Consider the following 20164-nt stretch of genomic DNA (forward strand, 5'->3'; position numbering starts at 1 on the left):
GCTTTAAAAAATTAAAAACTCAGCAATTAAAACTCCTAAACTATTTAGAAATTTCATCTAAGATAAATAAAATTCTGTTATTAAGACTGTCTTTTGGAACTTCTATGAGTTCGTAACCATAATTTTGATAGGTTTCTGAAAGATGGTTGTGAATGAGTTTTGCTTGTTCAAAGTTTTCGTAACGCGCTTCGTCGCTCACATATATTTCCTCCCAAGGTGGAAGAATAAAGATTTTTGTGTATAAATTTTCACGACAAGCCAAGTCAAAATGAGTGGGATAACTGTCGCCAATATAGTGCATATAGGCTAGAACATCAGGAATTCCTCGGTCAATAAAAACAATTTTGTGGGTTTCTTCTATAGCGCTTTTGAATTGGTTTTTTCTGCCTTCTAATAACAATTCACTGAAAAGTAAAGGATTTTCAAGAAACAACTGTTCGATGCCTTGTTTTTTTGCTTCTAAAGTTACTTGTCTAGAAATTTCGGGATAACAGCAAAAACCTTTTTCTATCAATCCATCGATGATGGTGCTTTTTCCAGTTCCAGGGCCACCTATGATAACTATAATTTCTTTGCTCACGTTTTTCAAATAAGGTGCAAATTTACCTAAAGTTATCGGAATTTCGAAACATTATTTTTTAGTAATAAATGGAGTTCAATAAATAATTTTTACCACATAGAAGTTTATCAAAGAGTACTATTTATAAAGTTTTTCATAGGTATTTTATTTACTCATAGCTATGAACTCTATGTTGAGCAACTGCCCATTTTTATTAAGAAAAAAGATTGTTTTTCTATGCGGTTTTAACTTTTTGATAAGAATTAAGTTCAGTGCTTGAGTTTCTTTCTTTTTGAAAATAATTCAATCTAAATTTATTTTTTAATTTTCTAAACTCGGTATTCTAAAATCTGCAATCTAAAATCCAAAATGTAATTTCAAAACTGTATATTTGCCTTTATTTTAATTTTAGAATGGAATCAGAAAAAGAAAAAGAAGTCAGAGAGTTTTATGAACGATTAAAAGCAGAGTTGGATTTGAGTTCAACTTGGCCGTCAATATATTTGTATAAATTTATTGTGCCTTCTGAAAAGGAAAATGTTCTTCGTGTGCAAGAAGCTTTTGATTGTATGGGAGCAGTAATAAAAACTACAAAATCCAAAACCGGTAAATTCACAAGTATTTCTGTCGATGTTATGATGAAAGATTCTCAAGAAATAATTGATAAATACATTGAAGTTTCTACTATAAAAGGTATTATTTCCCTATAAATATGAATACAAAATACGTAAAAGAAGTTGCAAACGATGTCGTTCATCATTTGGAGTATAATGCAGAGCGATCTCATTTGATTATTCCAGAATATGGTCGTCATTTGCAAAAATTGATAGATCAAGCGACTGTCCTCGAAGATAAGGAAGAGCGCAACAAAGCGGCAAAATACATCATACAAGTGATGGGGAGTTTGAATCCCCATTTGCGTGATGTTCCTGATTTTCAGCACAAATTATGGGATCAAATTTTCATAATGTCCGATTTTAAATTGAATGTTGATTCGCCATATCCAGTTCCTACCCGTGAAGTATTACAGTTGAAACCAGATGTGCTACAATACCCACAAAACTTTCCAAAATACCGATATTATGGTAATAATATTAAGTATATGATTGATGTTGCCAACAAATGGGAGGAAGGCGAAATGAAAAATGCTTTGGTAAAAGTAATTGCCAATCATATGAAAAAATCGTACTTGAGTTGGAATAAAGACACCGTAAAAGACGATGTCATTTTCGAACATTTATTTGAATTGTCTGGTGGAAAATTGAATATGCTACAAAGCACCGAAGAACTTTTGACTACTACTGATTTATTGCGAACCAACAAACGAGTTTCCAATAAAATTACTCCTGCAGGACCACCAAAAATTCAAAGCAACAAGAATAGCAAGACAGGAAAGCCAAATCCTACGCATAAAAATCAAAATAGAAAACCTTTGTAAAACTGTTATGTGTTATAAGTTATGAGTCGGTCCGTGGACAACTTCTAGCTTCTAACTTCTAACTTCTAACCTAAAAAATATGGGAATTTTCAAAATAGAAGGCGGCGTTACCTTGAAAGGTGAAATCACGCCACAAGGAGCCAAAAACGAAGCATTGCAAATATTATGTGCTATATTATTGACTCCAGAAAAGGTGACCATCAATAATATTCCAGATATAATAGACATTAACAAACTGATTACCCTTTTGGGAAATTTAGGGGTCAAAATCCAAAAAAATGGAGCGGGTTCTTATACTTTTCAAGCCGATGATGTAAATGTAAATTATCTCGAAACGGATGCTTTCAAGAAAGAAGGCGGAGCACTTCGAGGTTCTATTATGATTGTAGGGCCACTTTTGGCTCGTTTCGGAAAAGGATATATCCCAAAACCAGGAGGAGATAAAATTGGACGAAGAAGATTAGACACCCATTTCGAAGGATTCATCAATCTTGGAGCTAAATTTCGTTACAACAAAGAAGAACATTTTTATGGAGTAGAAGCTCCTGAAGGTTTAATTGGAGCTGATATGTTGCTCGACGAAGCATCGGTAACGGGAACTGCTAACATTGTTATGGCAGCTGTTTTGGCCAAAGGAACCACAACTATTTATAATGCAGCTTGCGAACCTTATTTGCAACAATTGTGTAAAATGATGAATGCTATGGGGGCCAACGTTTCTGGAATTGGATCGAATTTATTGACTATTGAAGGTGTAGAAAATCTTGGCGGTTGTACACATAGAATCCTTCCAGATATGATTGAAATTGGAAGTTGGATAGGATTGGCAGCAATGACCAGAAGCGAAATCACCATTAAAGATGTAAGTTGGGAAAACTTGGGATTGATTCCAAATGTTTTTAGAAAACTGGGAATCACCTTAGAAAAAAGAGGGGATGACATCTACATTCCAGCTCATACAGACGGATATCAAGTAAAAACCGATATTGATGGTTCTATTCTTACCATTTCAGATGCACCTTGGCCAGGATTTACACCCGATTTGTTGAGTATTGTTATTGTTGTTGCAACACAATGTAAAGGTGATGTTTTGATTCATCAAAAAATGTTCGAAAGTCGTTTGTTTTTCGTTGATAAATTGATTGATATGGGAGCCAAAATCATTTTGTGTGATCCGCACAGAGCTGTTGTAATTGGTCACGATTTCAAATCAAGACTGAAAGCTACCACAATGTCTTCACCTGATATTAGAGCAGGAATTTCGTTGTTGATTGCTGCACTTTCGGCCAATGGAACAAGTACTATTCAAAATATTGAACAAATTGATAGAGGTTACGAACGCATCGACGAACGATTGAGAGCTATTGGCGCCAAGATAGTTAGAGCTTAATTTTATTCAATATAAAAACGCTAAACCTCAAAGGTTTTTTTCAAACCTTTGAGGTTTATTATTTTAACTAAAATGACAAACGAACAAACTGCGGTAAAAGCCACTTACTTTAGTATTGTAAGCAATACTTTATTGGCTTTGATTAAAGGATTGGCTGGTTTTTTTGGGCATTCGTATGCTTTGACTGCAGATGCAATCGAATCTACAACAGACATTTTTTCTTCTTTTTTAGTTTTATTTGGAATCAAATATTCGAACAAACCTGCTGATGCAAATCATCCTTACGGCCACGGTCGAGCCGAACCATTAATTACTTTTTTAGTGGTTGGTTTCCTGATTACTTCCGCAACCATTATTGCTCACGAAAGTATTACCAATATTGGAGTTCCACACAAATTGCCTGAATCTTGGACGCTAATTGTTCTTGGAGTCATCATTTTATGGAAAGAATATTCATTTCGTTTGGTAATGAGACGAAGCAAAGAAGCCAATAGTTCTTCGTTGAGAGCTGATGCTTGGCACCATCGAAGCGATGCAATAACATCGGTGGCGGCATTTATAGGAATATCAATTGCCTTATTTTTTGGAAAAGGCTACGAATCGGCTGATGATTTGGCGGCACTTTTTGCCTCAGGATTTATTTTCTATAACAGTTATAAAATTTTCAGACCCGCTTTAGGAGAAATAATGGACGAAAATTTATACGACGATTTAATTGTCGAAATCAGGAAAGTTTCTCTTAAAGTCAATGGGGTTGAAAGTACCGAAAAATGTTTCATACGAAAAGCAGGAATGAAATACCACGTCGATTTGCACGCCATTGTCAACGCCGATATCACGGTGAGAGAAGGTCACGACATCTCGCATTTATTAAAAGATACTTTACGCAGTGAAATTCCAGAATTAGGACATGTTTTGATTCATATTGAGCCTTCTTATTCTTAAAAATTTATATTATTTCTTCTTTAGTTTCTCTTTAAAAAAATGAATGGTTCGTGTCCAAGATAAAGTAGCTGATTTTTCGTCATATCGTGGAGTTGTATTGTTGTGGAAACCGTGATTGACACCCTCATAGAAATAGGCAGTGTGCTCTACTTTATTTTTCTTGAGAATAGCTTCAAATGCAGGCCACCCTTCGTTTACTCTGGTGTCTAAACTGGCATACTGTAATAATAGCGGTGTAGTTATCTTTTCGGCATCTTCAGCTGTGGGTTGTCCACCGTAATAGGGAACGGCAGCAGCCAATGTTGGGATTTTTACCGCCATCATATTGGCAATCCAACCGCCAAAACAAAATCCAACCACGCCAACATAACCATTACAATCTTTATGTGATCTTAGGAATTCGTAGGCGGCAATAAAGTCTTCTAGCATTTCTTCGCGAGTCCGTTTTTTTTGCAATTCTCTTCCTGCATCATCATTTCCGGGATAACCGCCCAATGGCGACAAGGCGTCCGGAGCCAAGGTAATAAATCCTTCGACAGCCGTTCTTCTTCCTACGTCTTCAATGTAGGGATTCAGACCTCGGTTTTCGTGTACAACAATAATTCCAGGCAGTTTTTTCTTGGCTCCTGTTGGTTGAGATAAAAGTCCTTTGATGTTTCCTCCGCCTTTTGGAGATTCGTAAGTGATGAATTCAGATTTCAGTCTTGGGTCATCCGATTTTACAGTAATCGAATCGATATAATTCGGCGTCATAAAACTAAGAAGCGAGGGTAGTGTTATGCTTCCTACGGCAAAAACGGACAATTTTTCGATAAACTGTCTTCTTTCGATTTTATTGTGAGCATAGTCATCATACAAATCAAATACTTCTTGACTAATCTCCGCTTTGGTCAATTTTTTCATAATACAGGTTTTGGAAGAACCAATTTAGAAAATAAAATGATTATCACAACATTATTATCGATTTCGCTTAAAGAATATAAATTATTTTTTGGGGTACTTCTTTAAGCAATATCCTCTAATTCTCCCGGAAAGGGTCTGTAAGCATAATATTGCAATACTTCTTCAATAGCCATTTTCAAAGCATCGTTTATTGGAAGTAAAGTGGTTCCCATTCGGTAATCAATTTGTGCCAATTGCATATAATAATCGGTAAAAATGGGTACATAAAGTCCTTTACTAATGGCTTCTTCGGTGTTGTTGTAGCTTTCTAGTTGGTCTTCTTTTATGATTTTGCAGGTTGCCAATCGCAATTCACCATATTTATCTCTGTTGGCGGCATAGCCAAAAAGGCGACAAATTAATCCGCGATAACGATAGTTGCTACAGCTTCCGTTGTATTCTTCTAAAAGTGCTAAAGGTCTGTATATGTGGCAAGTTGTGATAGAGGAGTTGTCTAGTTCTAATAAAACTTCTTCGGCTTTTCCATTCAAAAACAGATGAAATGCCCAAGGCAGAAATTCCAATGGAGACGCATCAATATCCGGTTTAGAACAGCATTTGCCACAGCCTACAAGACAATGCAAACTAGTTTCGGATTTAAAAACAGAAATTTCTTTTTCAAGACCTAAAAATAATTCTTCTACCAGCCGAACTTTTTGTTCAATCGCCATTTTTTTGGAAAGGTAGGCTATTATAAATAGCTAGGAGTAGAATAAAGTTTTATCTGTATTATTTGTTGATTTTATTTTTGTTTGAAATATTTAAATAGTCCAAAAGCGGAGACTATAGTCCAACATCCTTCCAAGATTATAAAAGGTAAATATTTCATTAAAACGGAGGCAAAACAAGCTAATCCTGCACCTATAAAATTCATTTGCAAATAGACAAAACTGTCTTTTTCGAGTTTGTTATTTAAATTTAAAAAATAAGCTATCAATAATATTGTAACGCCTAAAAATCCGATTGTATCTGTTGTTGTCATTTTTTTATTTTTATTTTGAACTAAAGTTTCAAATGTAAGCCTATTTTTTTGTTTCAGATTTACATATTTATTAGATTGAAATATAACTTGTAAATTATTGTAATCTCATTAAATAGATGCAATTTGGGGCATTTATTTATCTTGTTTGTCCTTATATTTGATGTAAATAAATGTGTTATGACAAAATTATCTTTTTTTAAGTTTAAAATAGTTTCTGGAATATTTTTATTGGTTGCGTTAATTTTTTCTCAAGTTGTTAGTTCGCAGACTTTCACTGACAGTAATTTGCCAATTGTTATTATTACTACGGATTTAGATAACAATAATCAACCACTGCCAATACTTGATGAACCAAAAATTTTGGCAAGTATGAAGATTATCAAACATCCCGATGGAAATAGAAATTTTCTTTCGGATGCTAATACAGCTACTTTTTTAAATTATAATGGTAGAATTGGCATAGAAATTAGAGGTTCGTCCTCGCAGGAATTACCCAAAAAAGGCTATGGTTTAACTACTTTAAAAACGGATAATACCAACAATAATAATGTTAGCTTACTGGGAATGCCAAGCGAAAATGATTGGATTTTGAATGGATTAGCCTTTGATCCTTCACTTATAAGAGATTATTTGTCTTATAATTTGTCCAGACAAATAGGCGAATATGCAACACGAACTGCTTATTGTGAACTTGTGATTAATGGGGAATATCGAGGATTGTATCTCTTACAAGAAAAAATAAAAGCGGGTACAGGTCGGGTGAATGTGTTAAAAATTGCTGCTGCAGATACTGCTTCGCCAAATGTAACAGGCGGCTACATCACAAAATCCGACAAAACTACTGGTGGAGACCCAATTGCTTGGACTATGAATTCCTATGCAGGCTGGACTGATTTTATACACGAATTACCAAAACCTGCGGCAGTTACCACCGAGCAAAACTCTTATATATACAATCAGTTTTTGAAATTAGAAACGACATCACAAACTAATAATGTTGATTTAATTTCAGGTTATCCTTCTGTGATTGACATTCCTTCATTTGTCGATTTTATGCTTGTCAATGAGTTGGCTTCGAATGCAGATGGGTATCAATACAGTACTTATTTTCACAAAGATAGAGCTGGAAAATTAAGAGCTGGACCTATTTGGGATTTCAATTTAACATACGGTAACGATTTGTTTCTTTGGGGATACGACAGGAGTCATTCTACTATTTGGCAATTTGCAAACGGAGATAATGAAGGAGCCAAATTCTGGAAAGATTTATTCAATAATCCCACATATAAATGTTATTTGTCTAAAAGATGGAACGAATTGACCAAGACCGGACAACCCTTGAATTATTATAGTTTGACACAATATATTGACGAAACAGTTGCTTTAATTAGTGAAGCTAAAGTCAGAGAAGAACAAAAATGGGCTACCGATGTTTATCCAGCAGTTCATTATTCGCCAACTGAAATTAGTAATTTAAAAACTTGGTTGTCGAATAGAATTTCCTGGATGACAAGTAATTTGGGGTCTTTTGCAAATTGCAGTACAGTTTCAATTCCGCAGCTAGTTATTACCAAAATTAACTATAACCCAAAGGGTGCAACAAGTACCGAAAGTGATTCTCAAGAATTTGTCGAGATTAAAAACACAAGCAATACATCTGTTAATTTAACTGGAATTTATTTTAAAGAATTAGGACTGAGTTATCAGTTTCCTGCAAATTCATTGGTGGTTGCTGGTGGTAGTATTTATTTGGCTAGTAATTCATTGTCTTTTCAGGCCAAATATGGAATTGCTGCTTTTGGACAATTTACCAGAAATTTATCCAATAGTTCTCAAAAGATAGTATTAGCCGATGGTTTTGGAAATACAATTGATTCTGTAGAATATTTCGATGCAATGCCTTGGCCAATCGCTGCAGATGGAACAGGAAACTATTTGCAATTAATTAGTACCGAAATGGATAATAATTTGGCTTCAAGCTGGATGTCTTCAAATAATAGCTTGGCGACAACTTCGTTTGATGAAACTACAACAATAACTATTTATCCAAATCCTGGAACTCATTTTTTAAATATCCATGCAACAAAACCAATGAACGGTATTAAAATTTTTGATGTTTCTGGCAAATTAATTTATGATTTAAAACTAAAATCGGACTCTTTAAATATGGATTGGAGCGAGTATTCTAAAGGGGTATATTTTATTTCGATTTATGATGACAAAGGATCCATCACCAAAAAAGTTATCAAGCAATAATTATTTATCCGAACTTAAAATTATATTTTTTTTTACATTGTTAAAATATTTTTATACATTTGTTTAATAAATATTTGAAAATGATAAACAACGTGTATAATGTCAAGACTGTTTTTAGTATTAAAGATCTTGAAAACTTATCAGGAATAAAAGCTCATACTATTCGAATTTGGGAAAAAAGATATAATGTCCTTCAGCCAATGCGTTCTGATACCAACATTAGGAATTATGATTTGCAGAGTTTGCAAAAATTACTAAATGTAGTTTTGTTAAATGATTATGGTTATAAAATATCAAGAATTGCGGAGCATTCAACAGAAAAAATTGAGCTTCTAGTTAGGGAAATTATTTCTGAAAAAAGCACAAAAAACCATGCTATAAACGCTTTTAAAATGGCTATGATTAATTTTGATCAGGCTTTATTTTTTAACACCTATAATAGGTTACTTTCTGAAAAAAGCTTTCGTGATGTTTTTTATGAGATTGTAATTCCTTTGATGCAAGAAATTGGTTTACTATGGCAAGCTGGTACTATTACTCCTGCTCAAGAGCATTTTATAACTTTTTTGATCAAGCAAAAACTACTGTTAAATACAGAAAAACTCCAAATTCTTGAACCAACAAAAACCGATAAAGTATATGTCCTTTACCTTCCTGAAAACGAAATTCATGAACTAGGTTTAATGTATTTGAATTATGAGATTTTATTAAATGGGTACAAAACAATTTATCTTGGTGAAAGTGTGCCTATAGAAAGTTTGAAGGATATGAAAAAATACTTCGACACTATTGTTTATGTTTCCTATTTGACGGTTGAGCCAACAAAAGACGCAATAAATAACTATATTGAAGAAATTACCACTAATATAATTGACTCAAATTCACGTGTTTGCTTCCTTGGTAGAATGATTGAATTTATTGATACAAATAATATTTCAGACAAAATATCAGTTTATAATTCTATTTCGGATTTAGTTGAAGAATTATAATTTATTGTTAACTGTGTTATTTTTGTTTAATTTATTATTACATTTGCTAAACAAATGAAGAAATCAATCACAATTATCGGTTCTGGATTTTCGTCACTAGCAGCTTCGTGTTATTTGGCGAAAGAGGGTTTTGATGTTACAATTCTCGAAAAAAACAGTACTGTAGGAGGTAGAGCAAGACAACTTATAAAGGATGGATTTACATTTGATATTGGTCCTACTTGGTATTGGATGCCCGATGTTTTTGAAAAATTCTTTGATGATTTTGGTAAGGAACCATCAGATTACTACCATCTTGATAAATTAAATCCTGCTTATGTCGTGTATTTCGATAAGTTAGATACTATTCAAATTCCTGATAATTTAAATGATATATTCGATATTTTTGAAATTCAGGAAAAAGGAAGTTCCAAACATTTAGAATCATTTTTGAATAATGCCAAGCATAATTATGATGTGGCCATCAAAGATTTAGTTTACAGACCGGGTATTTCGATTACGGAATTAATTACACCAGTTACAATAAAAAAAGCCAATCAGTTTTTTAGTACAATTAGAACTTCTGTTCGAAAAAATATTAAAAATAATCGTTTGCAACAAATAATGGAGTTTCCTGTGTTGTTTTTAGGAGCAAAACCTTCGAATACACCTTCTTTTTATAGCTTTATGAATTATGCAGATTTTGGTTTAGGAACTTGGCATCCCAAAGGTGGCATGTACGAAGTAGTAAAAGCAATGTACCTTCTAGCGTTAGAATTGGGTGTTAAAATCAAAACAAATCAGAATGTAGAAAAAATAAATGTTGAAAAAGGTGTGGTGAAAAGTGTAGTTTCAAATGGAGAAATACTATATTCCGATGTGGTTTTAAGCGGAGCTGATTACCATCATACCGAAACTTTATTAGATGAAAAATACCGAGGATATTCCGAAAAGTATTGGGATTCAAAAATATTTGCTCCATCTTCACTTTTGTTTTATGTTGCTTTTGATAAAAAAATAAAAGATGTTTCGCATCATACTTTGTTTTTTGATACCGAGTTTGATGTTCACGCCAAAGACATTTATGATGATCCCAAATGGCCTGAAAAACCATTATTTTATGCTAGTTTTCCAAGTAAAACTGATGACAGTGTTGCTCCAGAGGGACAGGAAGCTGGTATATTCCTAATTCCAATTGCCCCAGGAATTGAAGATTCTCCTGAAATAAGAGAAAAATATTTCAAAAATATAATAGAAAGATTTGAAACCTTGACAGACCAAAAAGTAATAGAAAGTATTCTCTTTAAAGAAAGTTTTTGTGTGAAGGATTTTATTAATGATTATAATTCATACAAAGGAAACGCTTATGGATTGGCTAACATTTTGACTCAAACTGCTTTTTTGCGACCAAAGATTATCAGTAAAAAAGTAAAAAATTTATTTTTCACTGGACAATTAACTGTTCCTGGCCCAGGTGTTCCACCATCAATAATTTCGGGAAAAATAGTTTCCGACTTGATTAAAAAAAGTTTTGATAAAACGAGTCTATAATAAGTTGGTTTTTTAATTTTGAATAGGAAGCTTAATTTTTGAACTTATTTTGCCTAAAAGAATTCCTTTTGTGTAACAATTGATAAATAGTATATATTAAATGAAAAAATTATTTGATGATGTTTCTTTTAAATGTAGTGTCTTAGTGACTAAAAACTATAGCACTTCGTTTTCTATGGCAGTTCACATCTTAGCACCAAGTATTAGAGATGGTATCTATAGTATTTACGGTTTCGTTCGCTTTGCCGATGAAATTGTAGACTCCTTTCATGGTTTCGACAAACAAACTTTGATAGATGATTTTGAGAAAGATTATTATAAAGCACAAAAATTTGGGATAAGTTTAAATCCGATCTTAAATTCTTTTCTACAAACGGTAAATAAATATAACATTTCGGATGATATGATTCAATCATTTTTGAAGAGTATGAAAATGGATTTGATAAAATCTGATTATCACAGCAAGGAAGAATATGATGAATATATTTATGGTTCTGCTGATGTAGTAGGTTTAATGTGTTTGAAAGTTTTTGTAAACGGTGATAATGATAAATATGAACTGTTGAAAGATGAGGCAATGCGATTGGGTTCAGCTTTTCAAAAAGTTAATTTTTTGCGAGATTTGAAAGACGACAATTTGGTTTTGAATCGAAATTATTTCCCAGGTGTCGATTTAAAGTCCTTTGATGAAAATTCTAAAGCTATGATTATCAAAGAAATTGAAGAAGATTTCAGAGTGGCATTACAAGGAATCAAAAAATTACCTTTAGAAGCAAAATTTGGTGTTTATACGGCCTACGTATATTATAAAAAATTATTAAAAAAATTAGAAAATACACCTTGCGTAGAAATTAGGAATTCAAGAATTAGAATTTCTAACTATACTAAGGGACTCTTATTTGCTAATTCTTTTGTAACTTACAAATTGAAATTAGTTTAACTTTTATACCTTTATAACAACTATAAAACGTTCTCAGGATGATATCTTTTTTAATTTTTTTGGCTACTTATTTAATAATGGAATGTATAACTTGGTGTACTCATAAATTTGTAATGCATGGTTTTTTATGGTATTTACACGCGGATCATCATCAACCTAAATACGCTCACATTTTTGAACGAAATGATTTGTTTTTCGTAATTTTTGCTATTCCAAGTATTCTTTTATTTTACTTTGGAGCATCCGCAGGTTTTGATTATAGATTTTTCATAGGTCTAGGTATTTTTGCTTATGGTTTAAGCTATTTTATTGTTCATGACATTTTTATCCATCAACGATTTAAGCTGTTCAAGAATACCAAAAACAAGTATTTAATAGCGCTTCGCAAAGGTCACAAAGTGCACCACAAACACTTAGGAAAAGAATATGGAGAATGTTTTGGGATGCTTTTCGTGCCTTTCAAATATTTTAAAATTTAAAATGTCTTTATATCTTTTTCTAAATATAGCCTCCTTTCTGGTGCCCTTTCTGTATAGTTTTGAAAACAGAATGAAGTATATAAAACGTTGGAAGGCCGTTTTTTCTGCTATAATTATAACTGCAATATTCTTCATTATTTGGGACATCATTTTTACCAAAATGGGGGTTTGGAGTTTCAATCCACGCTACCATTCAGGAATTGATTTTTTTGATTTACCCATAGAAGAATGGTTGTTTTTCATCTGTATTCCTTATGCGAGTATCTTTATTCATTTTGCCTTTCACTATTTTTATCCAAGAGTTTCTCTTTCGGACAAAACAGTGAGAATCATATATTGGATTTTAATGGCGATTCTTTTGCCAACCATTTTTGCTAATTACGATAAATTATACACTGCTGTCAATTACACAGTTTGGGTGCTATTATTAACGTACACCGTTTTTAAAGTTCCTCACATTTTGAACACCTTTTTTATTAGCTTCCTGATTGTTTTATTTCCATTTTCTATAGTCAACGGAATACTAACCGGAAGTTTTATTGACGAACCTGTAGTGTTTTATAATAATGCCGAAAACTTAGGAATTCGTTTAGGAACAATCCCAATAGAAGATATTGGATATGCCTTTTCGATGTTGTTGATGAGTTTGGTTTTGATAAAAAAAATAGAAAAAAAGTAATATGAAAGTATACACAAAAGAAACGGTTCAACACGTAAATGCAAGTGTCGAAGAATGTTGGACTTTTTTTTCAAGTCCAAGAAACTTGCAAAAAATCACCCCCAAAGATATGGGTTTTCAAATCACGGATTTTGATAATAAACCAATGTATGCCGGACAAATTATTCAATACAAAGTTTCCCCGCTTTTAGGTTTGAAATTGAGTTGGATGACGGTAATCACTTACGTGAAAGAGAATAGCTATTTCGTCGACGAACAGCGCTTTGGTCCCTATGCTTTATGGCATCACAAACATTTTTTTGAAGCTACTGAAAACGGTACAAAAATGACAGATTTAGTTCATTATGCTTTGCCTTTGGGTTTTCTTGGTCGCATAATGAATTCATTGTTGGTGAAAAATAAATTGAAAGAAATTTTTGATTATCGATGTGTAAAAGTGGATGAAATGTTTAATTCTAAAAAATGAGTAAACCAGAAATAACCTTTTTTTGGTTCCGTAGAGATTTGCGTTTAGAGGATAATATTGGTTTGTTTCACGCATTACAATCTCAATTTCCAGTAATTCCTTTGTTTATTTTCGATGAGGCAATTCTAGATAGTTTACCCAAAAATGACGCTAGAGTTGGTTTTATTCACGATTCACTTTCTAAAATTAATGTAAAACTTCAAGCGTTTGGAAGTTTCCTTTTGGTCAAAAAAGGAAAAACTCACGAAGTTTGGCAACAGCTTATTCAAGAATTTGACATCAAAGAAGTCTTCTTCAATAAAGATTACGAAGCTTATGCGATCAAAAGAGATTGGGCTATTTGTGAATTATTGACAAGTAATAAAATAAATTCTTTCTCCTTCAAAGACCAAGTGATATTTGAGGAAAAAGAAATCACAAAATCCGATGGTTTATCTTATACAATTTACACACCTTATAAAAATAAATGGTTAGAAAAATACAATTCAATGGCTCCGGTTCAAGAATATGATGCTTCTGATAAATTTTCTAATTTCTATAGAGACGCGATGAATCCCTTCTTTACTTTTCCAACATTGGAGCAAATAGGATTTGAACAAAGTACTATAAAAGTCATTCCTCATAATCTCAAAAATGTAACTAATTACCACGAAACTCGTGATTTCCCGGCTTTGGATGCTACTTCACATTTGTCGCCACATTTGCGTTTTGGAACAGTCAGCATTCGGAAATTAGTGAATTGGGCAGCGAAAAAAAACGATGTTTTTTTGAGCGAATTGATTTGGAGAGAATTCTTTATGCAAATTTTATTCAGCTTTCCAAAAGTGGTTTCACACAATTTCAAATCATCTTACGACGGCATTCAATGGCGGAATGACGAAGAAGATTTCAAACACTGGTGTTCTGGCACAACAGGTTATCCAATGGTCGATGCCGGAATGCGTGAACTCAACGAAACCGGTTATATGCACAACAGGGTTCGAATGGTGGTGGCGAGTTTTCTTTGCAAGCATTTATTAATCAATTGGCAATGGGGCGAAGCTTATTTTGCTCAAAAGTTGTTGGATTTTGAATTGTCTTCCAATGTTGGAAACTGGCAATGGGCTGCTGGAACGGGTTGTGATGCTGCGCCTTATTTTAGGGTTTTCAATCCAGAAATTCAACTTAAGAAATTTGACGAAAAAGAAATATACATCCGAAAATGGATTCCCGAATTCGATTTGGGTTACTGTAAGCCAATGGTTGAACACGCATTTGCTAGAGATCGCGCTATCGCTACTTACAAAGCAGGAATTTTGAAGTGATTTTTTTAAACCATAAAGAATATTAAAAAATCAAAGTTTTTATTTCTCAATGAACCTTAAATGTCTTAATGGTTTTACTTTTTTTTACTTTAAAAAATTATATATTTTTACAGTTTATTTGATTAATTTATTCAACATACCTTGAAATATAAATCCGTGAAAGGGTAGGACTGAATACCAATAGAGGTGTCCTAAAAATCCATCGGGTTTGAATGTTGCCGATTGATATAAGGTGTTATTAATGATTTTGAACTCTAGCCAAGCTTCGCCAGGTAGTTTCATTTCAGCATATAAAACTAATTTGCCTTCTTCTTTATTGGCATACAAAACCCGCCAAAAATCTAAAGCATCTCCCGAATGAATTTCGTGTTTGTTGGTTCTTCCTCTTCTGGAACCCACACCACCACAGAGCTGGTCGATGAATCCACGTAAATTCCACAACCAATCGCCATAATACCAACCCGTTTCTCCTCCAATAGACCAAATTCTATCGATGGTAAAGGCTCTGTTTTCTATTTCTTTTTTGCGTCTGTCGATAAAGCAATCTTTTTTGGGAACTTTTAAAAATTTTGAAATATTACTATTAAAACGGCCACTGACTAATGAATCTTTCCAACTAGAAGCCACTTTGTCTTCATCTACTTTTATTAAAGCTCTAGACAAAGCTTTTTCATAGGACATAGGTTTTACTCCTAATAAATCATTGATTTTATTGTCCCTGCAAATCACTTCTACTTTCATACTACTGACTAAAGCCGAGGCAAGTCTATAGGAAGTCGAAGTGACAAAATACAACCAATAGGAAGATAATTTGGGTGTCATTATAGGAACAGTATAAATCCATCTTTTTAGGTTTTTGGCTTTGGCAAAACCCAACAACATTTCTTTATAAGTCAGAATATCTGGGCCGCCAATGTCAAAACTCTTTCCGTAAGTAACGTGATTCAATAATGATTTTGATAAAAACTCTAAAACATCAGGAATCGCAATAGGCTGACATTTAGTATTCAACCATCTTGGAGTTATCATTATTGGAAGTTTATTAACTAAATCTCGTATAATTTCGAATGAAGCACTGCCTGAACCTACTATAATTCCAGCTCTGAGTGTTGTGGTAGCAAAATTTCCTGTATTCAAAACATCCTCAACCTTTTTTCTGGAGGATAAATGCTTAGAAAGTGATTTGTCATTTACGATTCCGCTCAAATAAATAACTTGTTTTACCCGAGTTTGATTTAATCTTTGAACAAAATTTTCAGCAGAAATCCTTTCAAATTCATCAAAATTAACTGCGGAACTGGACATCGAATGAATTAAATAATAGGCTCCATCAATATCTTCTGGAATGGCATCCAATGTTTCTGTTTTCAGAAAATCAACTTCGATAATATTAATTTTATTTATAAACTCTTTCGGAGTATAAAACCTATTTTTGTCTCTTACACAACAAATGACCTCGTGGCCTTGACTTACTAAAATAGGTAGAAGTCGCTTGCCAATATATCCTGTTGCACCTGTTAAGAGAATTTTCATTTTTTTTTTCTATTTTAACTCTCTAAAGTTAACTCAATTTATTAGATACCAAGCTAATAAATTCTTTTCTTGTTTTGTTTTTTTCGAATGCTCCGTTAAACGATGAAGTTGTGGTCACCGAATTTTGTTTTTGAATGCCACGCATGCACATACACATATGTTGGGCTTCAATCACAACGGCAACTCCCAACGGATTTAGCGCTTCTTGAATACAATTTTTTATTTCATCTGTCAATCTTTCTTGTACTTGCATTCTCCTTGAAAAAGCATCTACAACTCTTGGAATTTTACTTAAACCAACAATTTTTCCGTCAGGAATGTAAGCGACATGGGCTTTTCCAAAGAATGGCAACATATGGTGTTCACACATCGAATACACTTCTATGTCTTTTACGACAATCATTTGCTTGTGATTTTCTGTAAATAGAGCAGATTTTAGAATTTCAAGAGGATCTAATTCATAACCGTGTGTTAAATATTGCATCGCCTTTGCTGCTCTTTCTGGTGTTTTTTCAAGACCTTCACGGTAGATGTTTTCACCTAAATTTTCAATTATGCTTCGGTAGTTATCGGCTAGTATCGACGTGGTTTCGGTATCATATTTTTCTATTTTTTCGTACCCTTTTATTTGTTTGGCTATCATTTTGTTTGTTTTTTGTTCGGTAATAAAGTTGTTTTAGGTGTCTTTTTTATATTTTGAAAGTTACAATACCGTAATCCATTTCAAAGATTTGTCCGGAGATTGATTTTGCATTTTCCGAAATAAGGTAATTGGCCATACTTGCCACTTCTTCTGGTTTTAGGTAGTTTTTCATCGGATGGCGTTCCATCATATTTTCTTTCATTCGATCGTTTCGTAAAATTCCTGCTGCAAGCGAAGTGTCGGTAATAGTAGGAGCAATAGCATTAATTCGAACGAATGATGCCAATTCGGCTCCGAGCGATTTTACCAAACCTTCGACTCCAGCTTTTGCCGTTGCAATACTAGCGTGAAATGGCATTCCTAGCTTTGCTGCCACAGTGCTGAAGAGAAGGATAGATGGATTAGTGCCTTTTTTTAAAACAGGCAGATATTTTTGAATAGTTTTCACCGCACCAATCACATTGATTTCGAAATCATTTCTAAAATCTTCGATACTCAAACTGCCAATAGGTTTTAAATTAATTGAACCCGGGCAATAAATCAAAACATCAATATTTTCGATATCAGGAAGAGTATCTTTCAACACATCTACTGTGTAATGTTTTAGGTTTGTGTGCGAGAGATCAGGAGTATTTCGGCTAATGTTATGTACTATATTGTTTTCTAATTGTTGCAACAAAATGGCATTTCCTATTCCTTTGCTGCCACCAATGATTACTATATTTTTCATATTCTATCTCTTAGAAATTTTATTGTTGTTGATTTGTCTTTGTCTGCTGCATTTGAATCTGCCTTCCTGAAAATCCCTTAGCTTTTCGTGTTTTGTTTTGCGGCCTTGAACTCTTTCACGCCACCTTCTAAAACTCGTGGGTTTCATTTCAATTCGCATTAAGTAGATCACTTCTTGTTCCTTCAAGCCAAATTGCATTAAAATGGAATCAAATGTGGTTCGATCTTCCCAAGCCATTTCAATTATTCGGTCTTTTTCAATGTCGGTGAATTCCTTTTTCAATTTTGGTATTTTTTATATTGATTCACTACGATTTTCGCTTTCAAATCGAACATCAAATTGTATAACCCAAAGAAAGTTCGATTCATATAAATAAAATGTTTTGAACCGCGATTGCCGTTCATTTTTCGCAAATTGGTGTCTTTTGAAAATTGTTCGCCTAATTTTGCAATATTTTCAAAAAATAATTCATCCGAAAAATCGAATGTTTCTGATTGAAAAGGTTGAGTAAACAGAGATAATAAATCGTAAAATAATTGTGTGAAATAGGCTGTTTCTTCCTTGGTATCATCTACTCTTAAGATTTCCAATTCGAATAATTTTTCTCTAAATAGTTCTTTGTTGTCAATGATTTTCTTGTCGATTAATTCAAAATAGGGAATATAAAATTCTTTTGGAATTTGTTTCATACAGCCAAAATCTATTGCCACCAACTGGTTTTCTGGGCTTACCAAAAAATTACCTGGGTGAGGATCGGCATGAACTTTTCTTAGAATATGAATTTGATACATATAAAAATCCCAAAGTGCTTGGCCTAATTTATCAGCGATTACCAGATTGGTATTTTTCTTTGTAAATTCAGAAATATGAATCCCCGACATCCAATCCATGGTGATGATTTTCTCTGAAGAATATTCCGGATAATACGTTGGGAAAACTAAATTTTCTATTTTCTGGCAGGCCAAAACCACCTCTTGGCTTTGTTTAAGTTCTAATAAATAGTTAGTTTCTTCGGTCAATTTGTCTTCTACTTCCTTAAAATATTTATCAGAATCTTTGCCTTGAAGATTAAACATTCTAATCGCGATAGGTTTTACCAAAGCTAAATCTGAGGAAATACTATTGGCAATTCCAGGATATTGTATTTTTACAGCTAATTTTTTGTTGTCTTTCACGGCCATATGTACTTGACCAATACTTGCAGCATTTACGGAAAATGCGTCAAATTCATCAAAAATTTCATAAGGTGATTTGCCGAAATTTGTCTTGAACGTTTTCAAGACTAATGGAGCTGAAAGTGGCGGAACTGAGAACTGCGACAAAGAAAATTTCTCTACATAAGCCTGTGGCAAAAAGCTTTTGTCCATACTCAACATTTGAGCTACTTTCAGCGCACTTCCTTTCAGGCTTTTGAGTCCGTCATAAATGTCTTCGGCGTTATTTTCATTGAGTTTGTCACGATTTAAATCGCTATTCACCATTTTTTCACCGTAATATTTTAAGTAATTGACGCCCACTTTGGCACCGGTTTGAACGAGTTTTGTGGCTCTTTCTATTTTTGAAGTAGGGATGTAGTCTATTGTTTTCATTAGTTATGTTGCATTTTTTCTTTAAAAAGAAATTTTCCTAAATCGATTATGCTTTCAATGGGAGCTATGTTCATCAATTCGAAACTAGCTTTTACAGATTTTTCTATGAAAATATCTGTTTTTTCGAATGAAGCAGATTCGTCTTCTAACCAGAATTTCAGAATCATAAGGAATTGAATCCAAGCTGATTCCTTAATCGCTTTTTCTTGGATATTTTGAAATTTTTCGTATTGGGTTCTCACCTCGTCAGTAATAATTTCCGAAACATAGATTTTGAATTCGGTTCTGAGACTCGTAAGTTGCATCAGATTTTTTAGTTGGTTCTGATGTTCTTTTAAAGTCAAGAGAACATAACTTCTGTTTGCAGACATCATTTCAAAAAGGGTGAAGTAGAAACTCAGCATTTTACTCTTCATATCATAATTTTCATATGCAGGGTCTTTTTGAATCAAGACTATCGTTTTTTTAATAAATATTATATAGATTTCTTTTTCAACACTTTCTAAAGTGCCAAAAAAAGAATAGAAAATGGCTTCATCAAAACCATTTTCTTTAGCAAATAAATAAACTGATTTTGGTCGATCTGATTTTTCTAGTCGATAATTCATATACATAGAAACTATTTTGTCTCTGGTAATGGTTGTTTTTTTAGTTGCCATTTTTTTATAATTTTAAATTATGGTGTAAATATACTAATTGTTTAAGATAAAACAATATAAGTTAAACAAAAATAAATGTTAATGTTTGATTCTATAATTATAATACTTAAA

22 protein-coding genes are annotated in these 20164 nt (G+C 33.1%); 12 read left to right on the plus strand and 10 right to left on the minus strand.

The window, feature by feature from the left end; all coding sequences use genetic code 11:
- Positions 1-40: 40 nt before the first annotated feature.
- Complete coding sequence (locus FNW17_RS04425) at positions 41-580, minus strand: AAA family ATPase (protein WP_143390285.1); 540 nt, start codon at positions 578-580, stop codon at positions 41-43.
- Between the two features lie 392 nt (positions 581-972).
- Here FNW17_RS04425 and FNW17_RS04430 point away from each other — a divergent pair, with 392 nt between their 5' ends.
- From FNW17_RS04430 to FNW17_RS04445, 4 genes are all read left to right on the plus strand, one after another.
- Positions 973-1269, plus strand: a complete 297-nt coding sequence (locus FNW17_RS04430) for a DUF493 family protein (RefSeq protein ID WP_143390287.1) — start codon at positions 973-975, stop codon at positions 1267-1269.
- Positions 1270-1271: 2 nt separating this feature from the next.
- Positions 1272-1997 (plus strand): DUF4290 domain-containing protein, encoded by a 726-nt coding sequence (locus tag FNW17_RS04435; RefSeq protein WP_143390288.1) that lies wholly within the window; start codon positions 1272-1274, stop codon positions 1995-1997.
- 79 nt (positions 1998-2076) lie between these two features.
- Positions 2077-3387 (plus strand): UDP-N-acetylglucosamine 1-carboxyvinyltransferase, encoded by a 1311-nt coding sequence (gene murA / locus FNW17_RS04440; RefSeq protein WP_144070970.1) that lies wholly within the window; start codon positions 2077-2079, stop codon positions 3385-3387.
- Positions 3388-3459: 72 nt separating this feature from the next.
- Positions 3460-4332, plus strand: coding sequence for a cation diffusion facilitator family transporter (locus FNW17_RS04445; protein WP_143390290.1), 873 nt, complete (start codon positions 3460-3462; stop codon positions 4330-4332).
- Positions 4333-4341: 9 nt separating this feature from the next.
- Here the strand turns inward: FNW17_RS04445 and FNW17_RS04450 are convergent, their stop codons facing one another.
- The 3 genes from FNW17_RS04450 to FNW17_RS04460 all read right to left on the minus strand — a co-directional run bounded on the left by FNW17_RS04450 (position 4342) and on the right by FNW17_RS04460 (position 6256).
- On the minus strand, positions 4342-5235 hold the full coding sequence (locus tag FNW17_RS04450) for a dienelactone hydrolase family protein (RefSeq protein WP_143390291.1): 894 nt from the start codon (positions 5233-5235) through the stop codon (positions 4342-4344).
- Between the two features lie 101 nt (positions 5236-5336).
- Positions 5337-5945 (minus strand): YkgJ family cysteine cluster protein, encoded by a 609-nt coding sequence (locus tag FNW17_RS04455; RefSeq protein ID WP_143390292.1) that lies wholly within the window; start codon positions 5943-5945, stop codon positions 5337-5339.
- 71 nt (positions 5946-6016) lie between these two features.
- Complete coding sequence (locus FNW17_RS04460; protein ID WP_143390293.1) at positions 6017-6256, minus strand: CBU_0592 family membrane protein; 240 nt, start codon at positions 6254-6256, stop codon at positions 6017-6019.
- 177 nt (positions 6257-6433) lie between these two features.
- Here FNW17_RS04460 and FNW17_RS04465 point away from each other — a divergent pair, with 177 nt between their 5' ends.
- The 8 genes from FNW17_RS04465 to FNW17_RS04500 all read left to right on the plus strand — a co-directional run bounded on the left by FNW17_RS04465 (position 6434) and on the right by FNW17_RS04500 (position 14899).
- Complete coding sequence (locus FNW17_RS04465; RefSeq protein ID WP_144070971.1) at positions 6434-8512, plus strand: CotH kinase family protein; 2079 nt, start codon at positions 6434-6436, stop codon at positions 8510-8512.
- Between the two features lie 80 nt (positions 8513-8592).
- Entirely contained in the window at positions 8593-9501 is a 909-nt protein-coding gene (locus FNW17_RS04470; protein ID WP_235893240.1) for a MerR family transcriptional regulator, read from the plus strand.
- A gap of 54 nt (positions 9502-9555) precedes the next feature.
- Complete coding sequence (locus tag FNW17_RS04475; protein ID WP_144070972.1) at positions 9556-11031, plus strand: phytoene desaturase family protein; 1476 nt, start codon at positions 9556-9558, stop codon at positions 11029-11031.
- A gap of 100 nt (positions 11032-11131) precedes the next feature.
- The gene (locus FNW17_RS04480; RefSeq protein WP_143390296.1) at positions 11132-11971 is read left to right on the plus strand and encodes a phytoene/squalene synthase family protein; all 840 of its coding nucleotides are present in this window, start codon (positions 11132-11134) and stop codon (positions 11969-11971) included.
- A 38-nt stretch (positions 11972-12009) separates the two neighbouring features.
- Positions 12010-12450: a sterol desaturase family protein gene (locus tag FNW17_RS04485; RefSeq protein WP_143390297.1), complete on the plus strand. Its 441-nt coding sequence runs from the start codon at positions 12010-12012 to the stop codon at positions 12448-12450.
- 1 nt (position 12451) lies between these two features.
- Entirely contained in the window at positions 12452-13129 is a 678-nt protein-coding gene (locus FNW17_RS04490; RefSeq protein WP_143390298.1) for a lycopene cyclase domain-containing protein, read from the plus strand.
- Between the two features lies 1 nt (position 13130).
- The gene (locus FNW17_RS04495) at positions 13131-13595 is read left to right on the plus strand and encodes an SRPBCC family protein (protein ID WP_143390299.1); all 465 of its coding nucleotides are present in this window, start codon (positions 13131-13133) and stop codon (positions 13593-13595) included.
- Positions 13592-14899 carry a cryptochrome/photolyase family protein gene (locus FNW17_RS04500; RefSeq protein WP_144070973.1) on the plus strand — a complete coding sequence of 436 codons (1308 nt, stop codon included), beginning with the start codon at positions 13592-13594 and terminating at the stop codon, positions 14897-14899. The genes FNW17_RS04495 and FNW17_RS04500 overlap by 4 nt, the downstream gene beginning before the upstream one ends.
- Before the next feature lie 114 nt (positions 14900-15013).
- Here the strand turns inward: FNW17_RS04500 and FNW17_RS04505 are convergent, their stop codons facing one another.
- Genes FNW17_RS04505 through FNW17_RS04530 form a run of 6 tightly spaced genes read right to left on the minus strand, consistent with a single transcriptional unit; the run spans position 15014 to position 20053 of the window.
- The gene (locus FNW17_RS04505) at positions 15014-16432 is read right to left on the minus strand and encodes an SDR family oxidoreductase (protein WP_144070974.1); all 1419 of its coding nucleotides are present in this window, start codon (positions 16430-16432) and stop codon (positions 15014-15016) included.
- A gap of 28 nt (positions 16433-16460) precedes the next feature.
- On the minus strand, positions 16461-17075 hold the full coding sequence (gene folE, locus FNW17_RS04510; RefSeq protein WP_143390302.1) for a GTP cyclohydrolase I FolE: 615 nt from the start codon (positions 17073-17075) through the stop codon (positions 16461-16463).
- 46 nt (positions 17076-17121) lie between these two features.
- Complete coding sequence (locus tag FNW17_RS04515; RefSeq protein WP_143390303.1) at positions 17122-17805, minus strand: SDR family NAD(P)-dependent oxidoreductase; 684 nt, start codon at positions 17803-17805, stop codon at positions 17122-17124.
- Between the two features lie 3 nt (positions 17806-17808).
- Entirely contained in the window at positions 17809-18087 is a 279-nt protein-coding gene (locus tag FNW17_RS04520; protein WP_262710831.1) for a TIGR03643 family protein, read from the minus strand.
- Positions 18084-19394, minus strand: a complete 1311-nt coding sequence (locus FNW17_RS04525) for an ABC1 kinase family protein (protein ID WP_144070975.1) — start codon at positions 19392-19394, stop codon at positions 18084-18086. Before FNW17_RS04525 ends, FNW17_RS04520 begins: the two co-directional genes overlap by 4 nt.
- Positions 19394-20053, minus strand: a complete 660-nt coding sequence (locus FNW17_RS04530; protein WP_143390305.1) for a TetR family transcriptional regulator C-terminal domain-containing protein — start codon at positions 20051-20053, stop codon at positions 19394-19396. The genes FNW17_RS04525 and FNW17_RS04530 overlap by 1 nt, the downstream gene beginning before the upstream one ends.
- Positions 20054-20164: the final 111 nt, after the last annotated feature.

Origin of the sequence: Flavobacterium franklandianum (assembly GCF_007097365.1) — a bacterium.
Taxonomy (GTDB): domain Bacteria; phylum Bacteroidota; class Bacteroidia; order Flavobacteriales; family Flavobacteriaceae; genus Flavobacterium; species Flavobacterium franklandianum.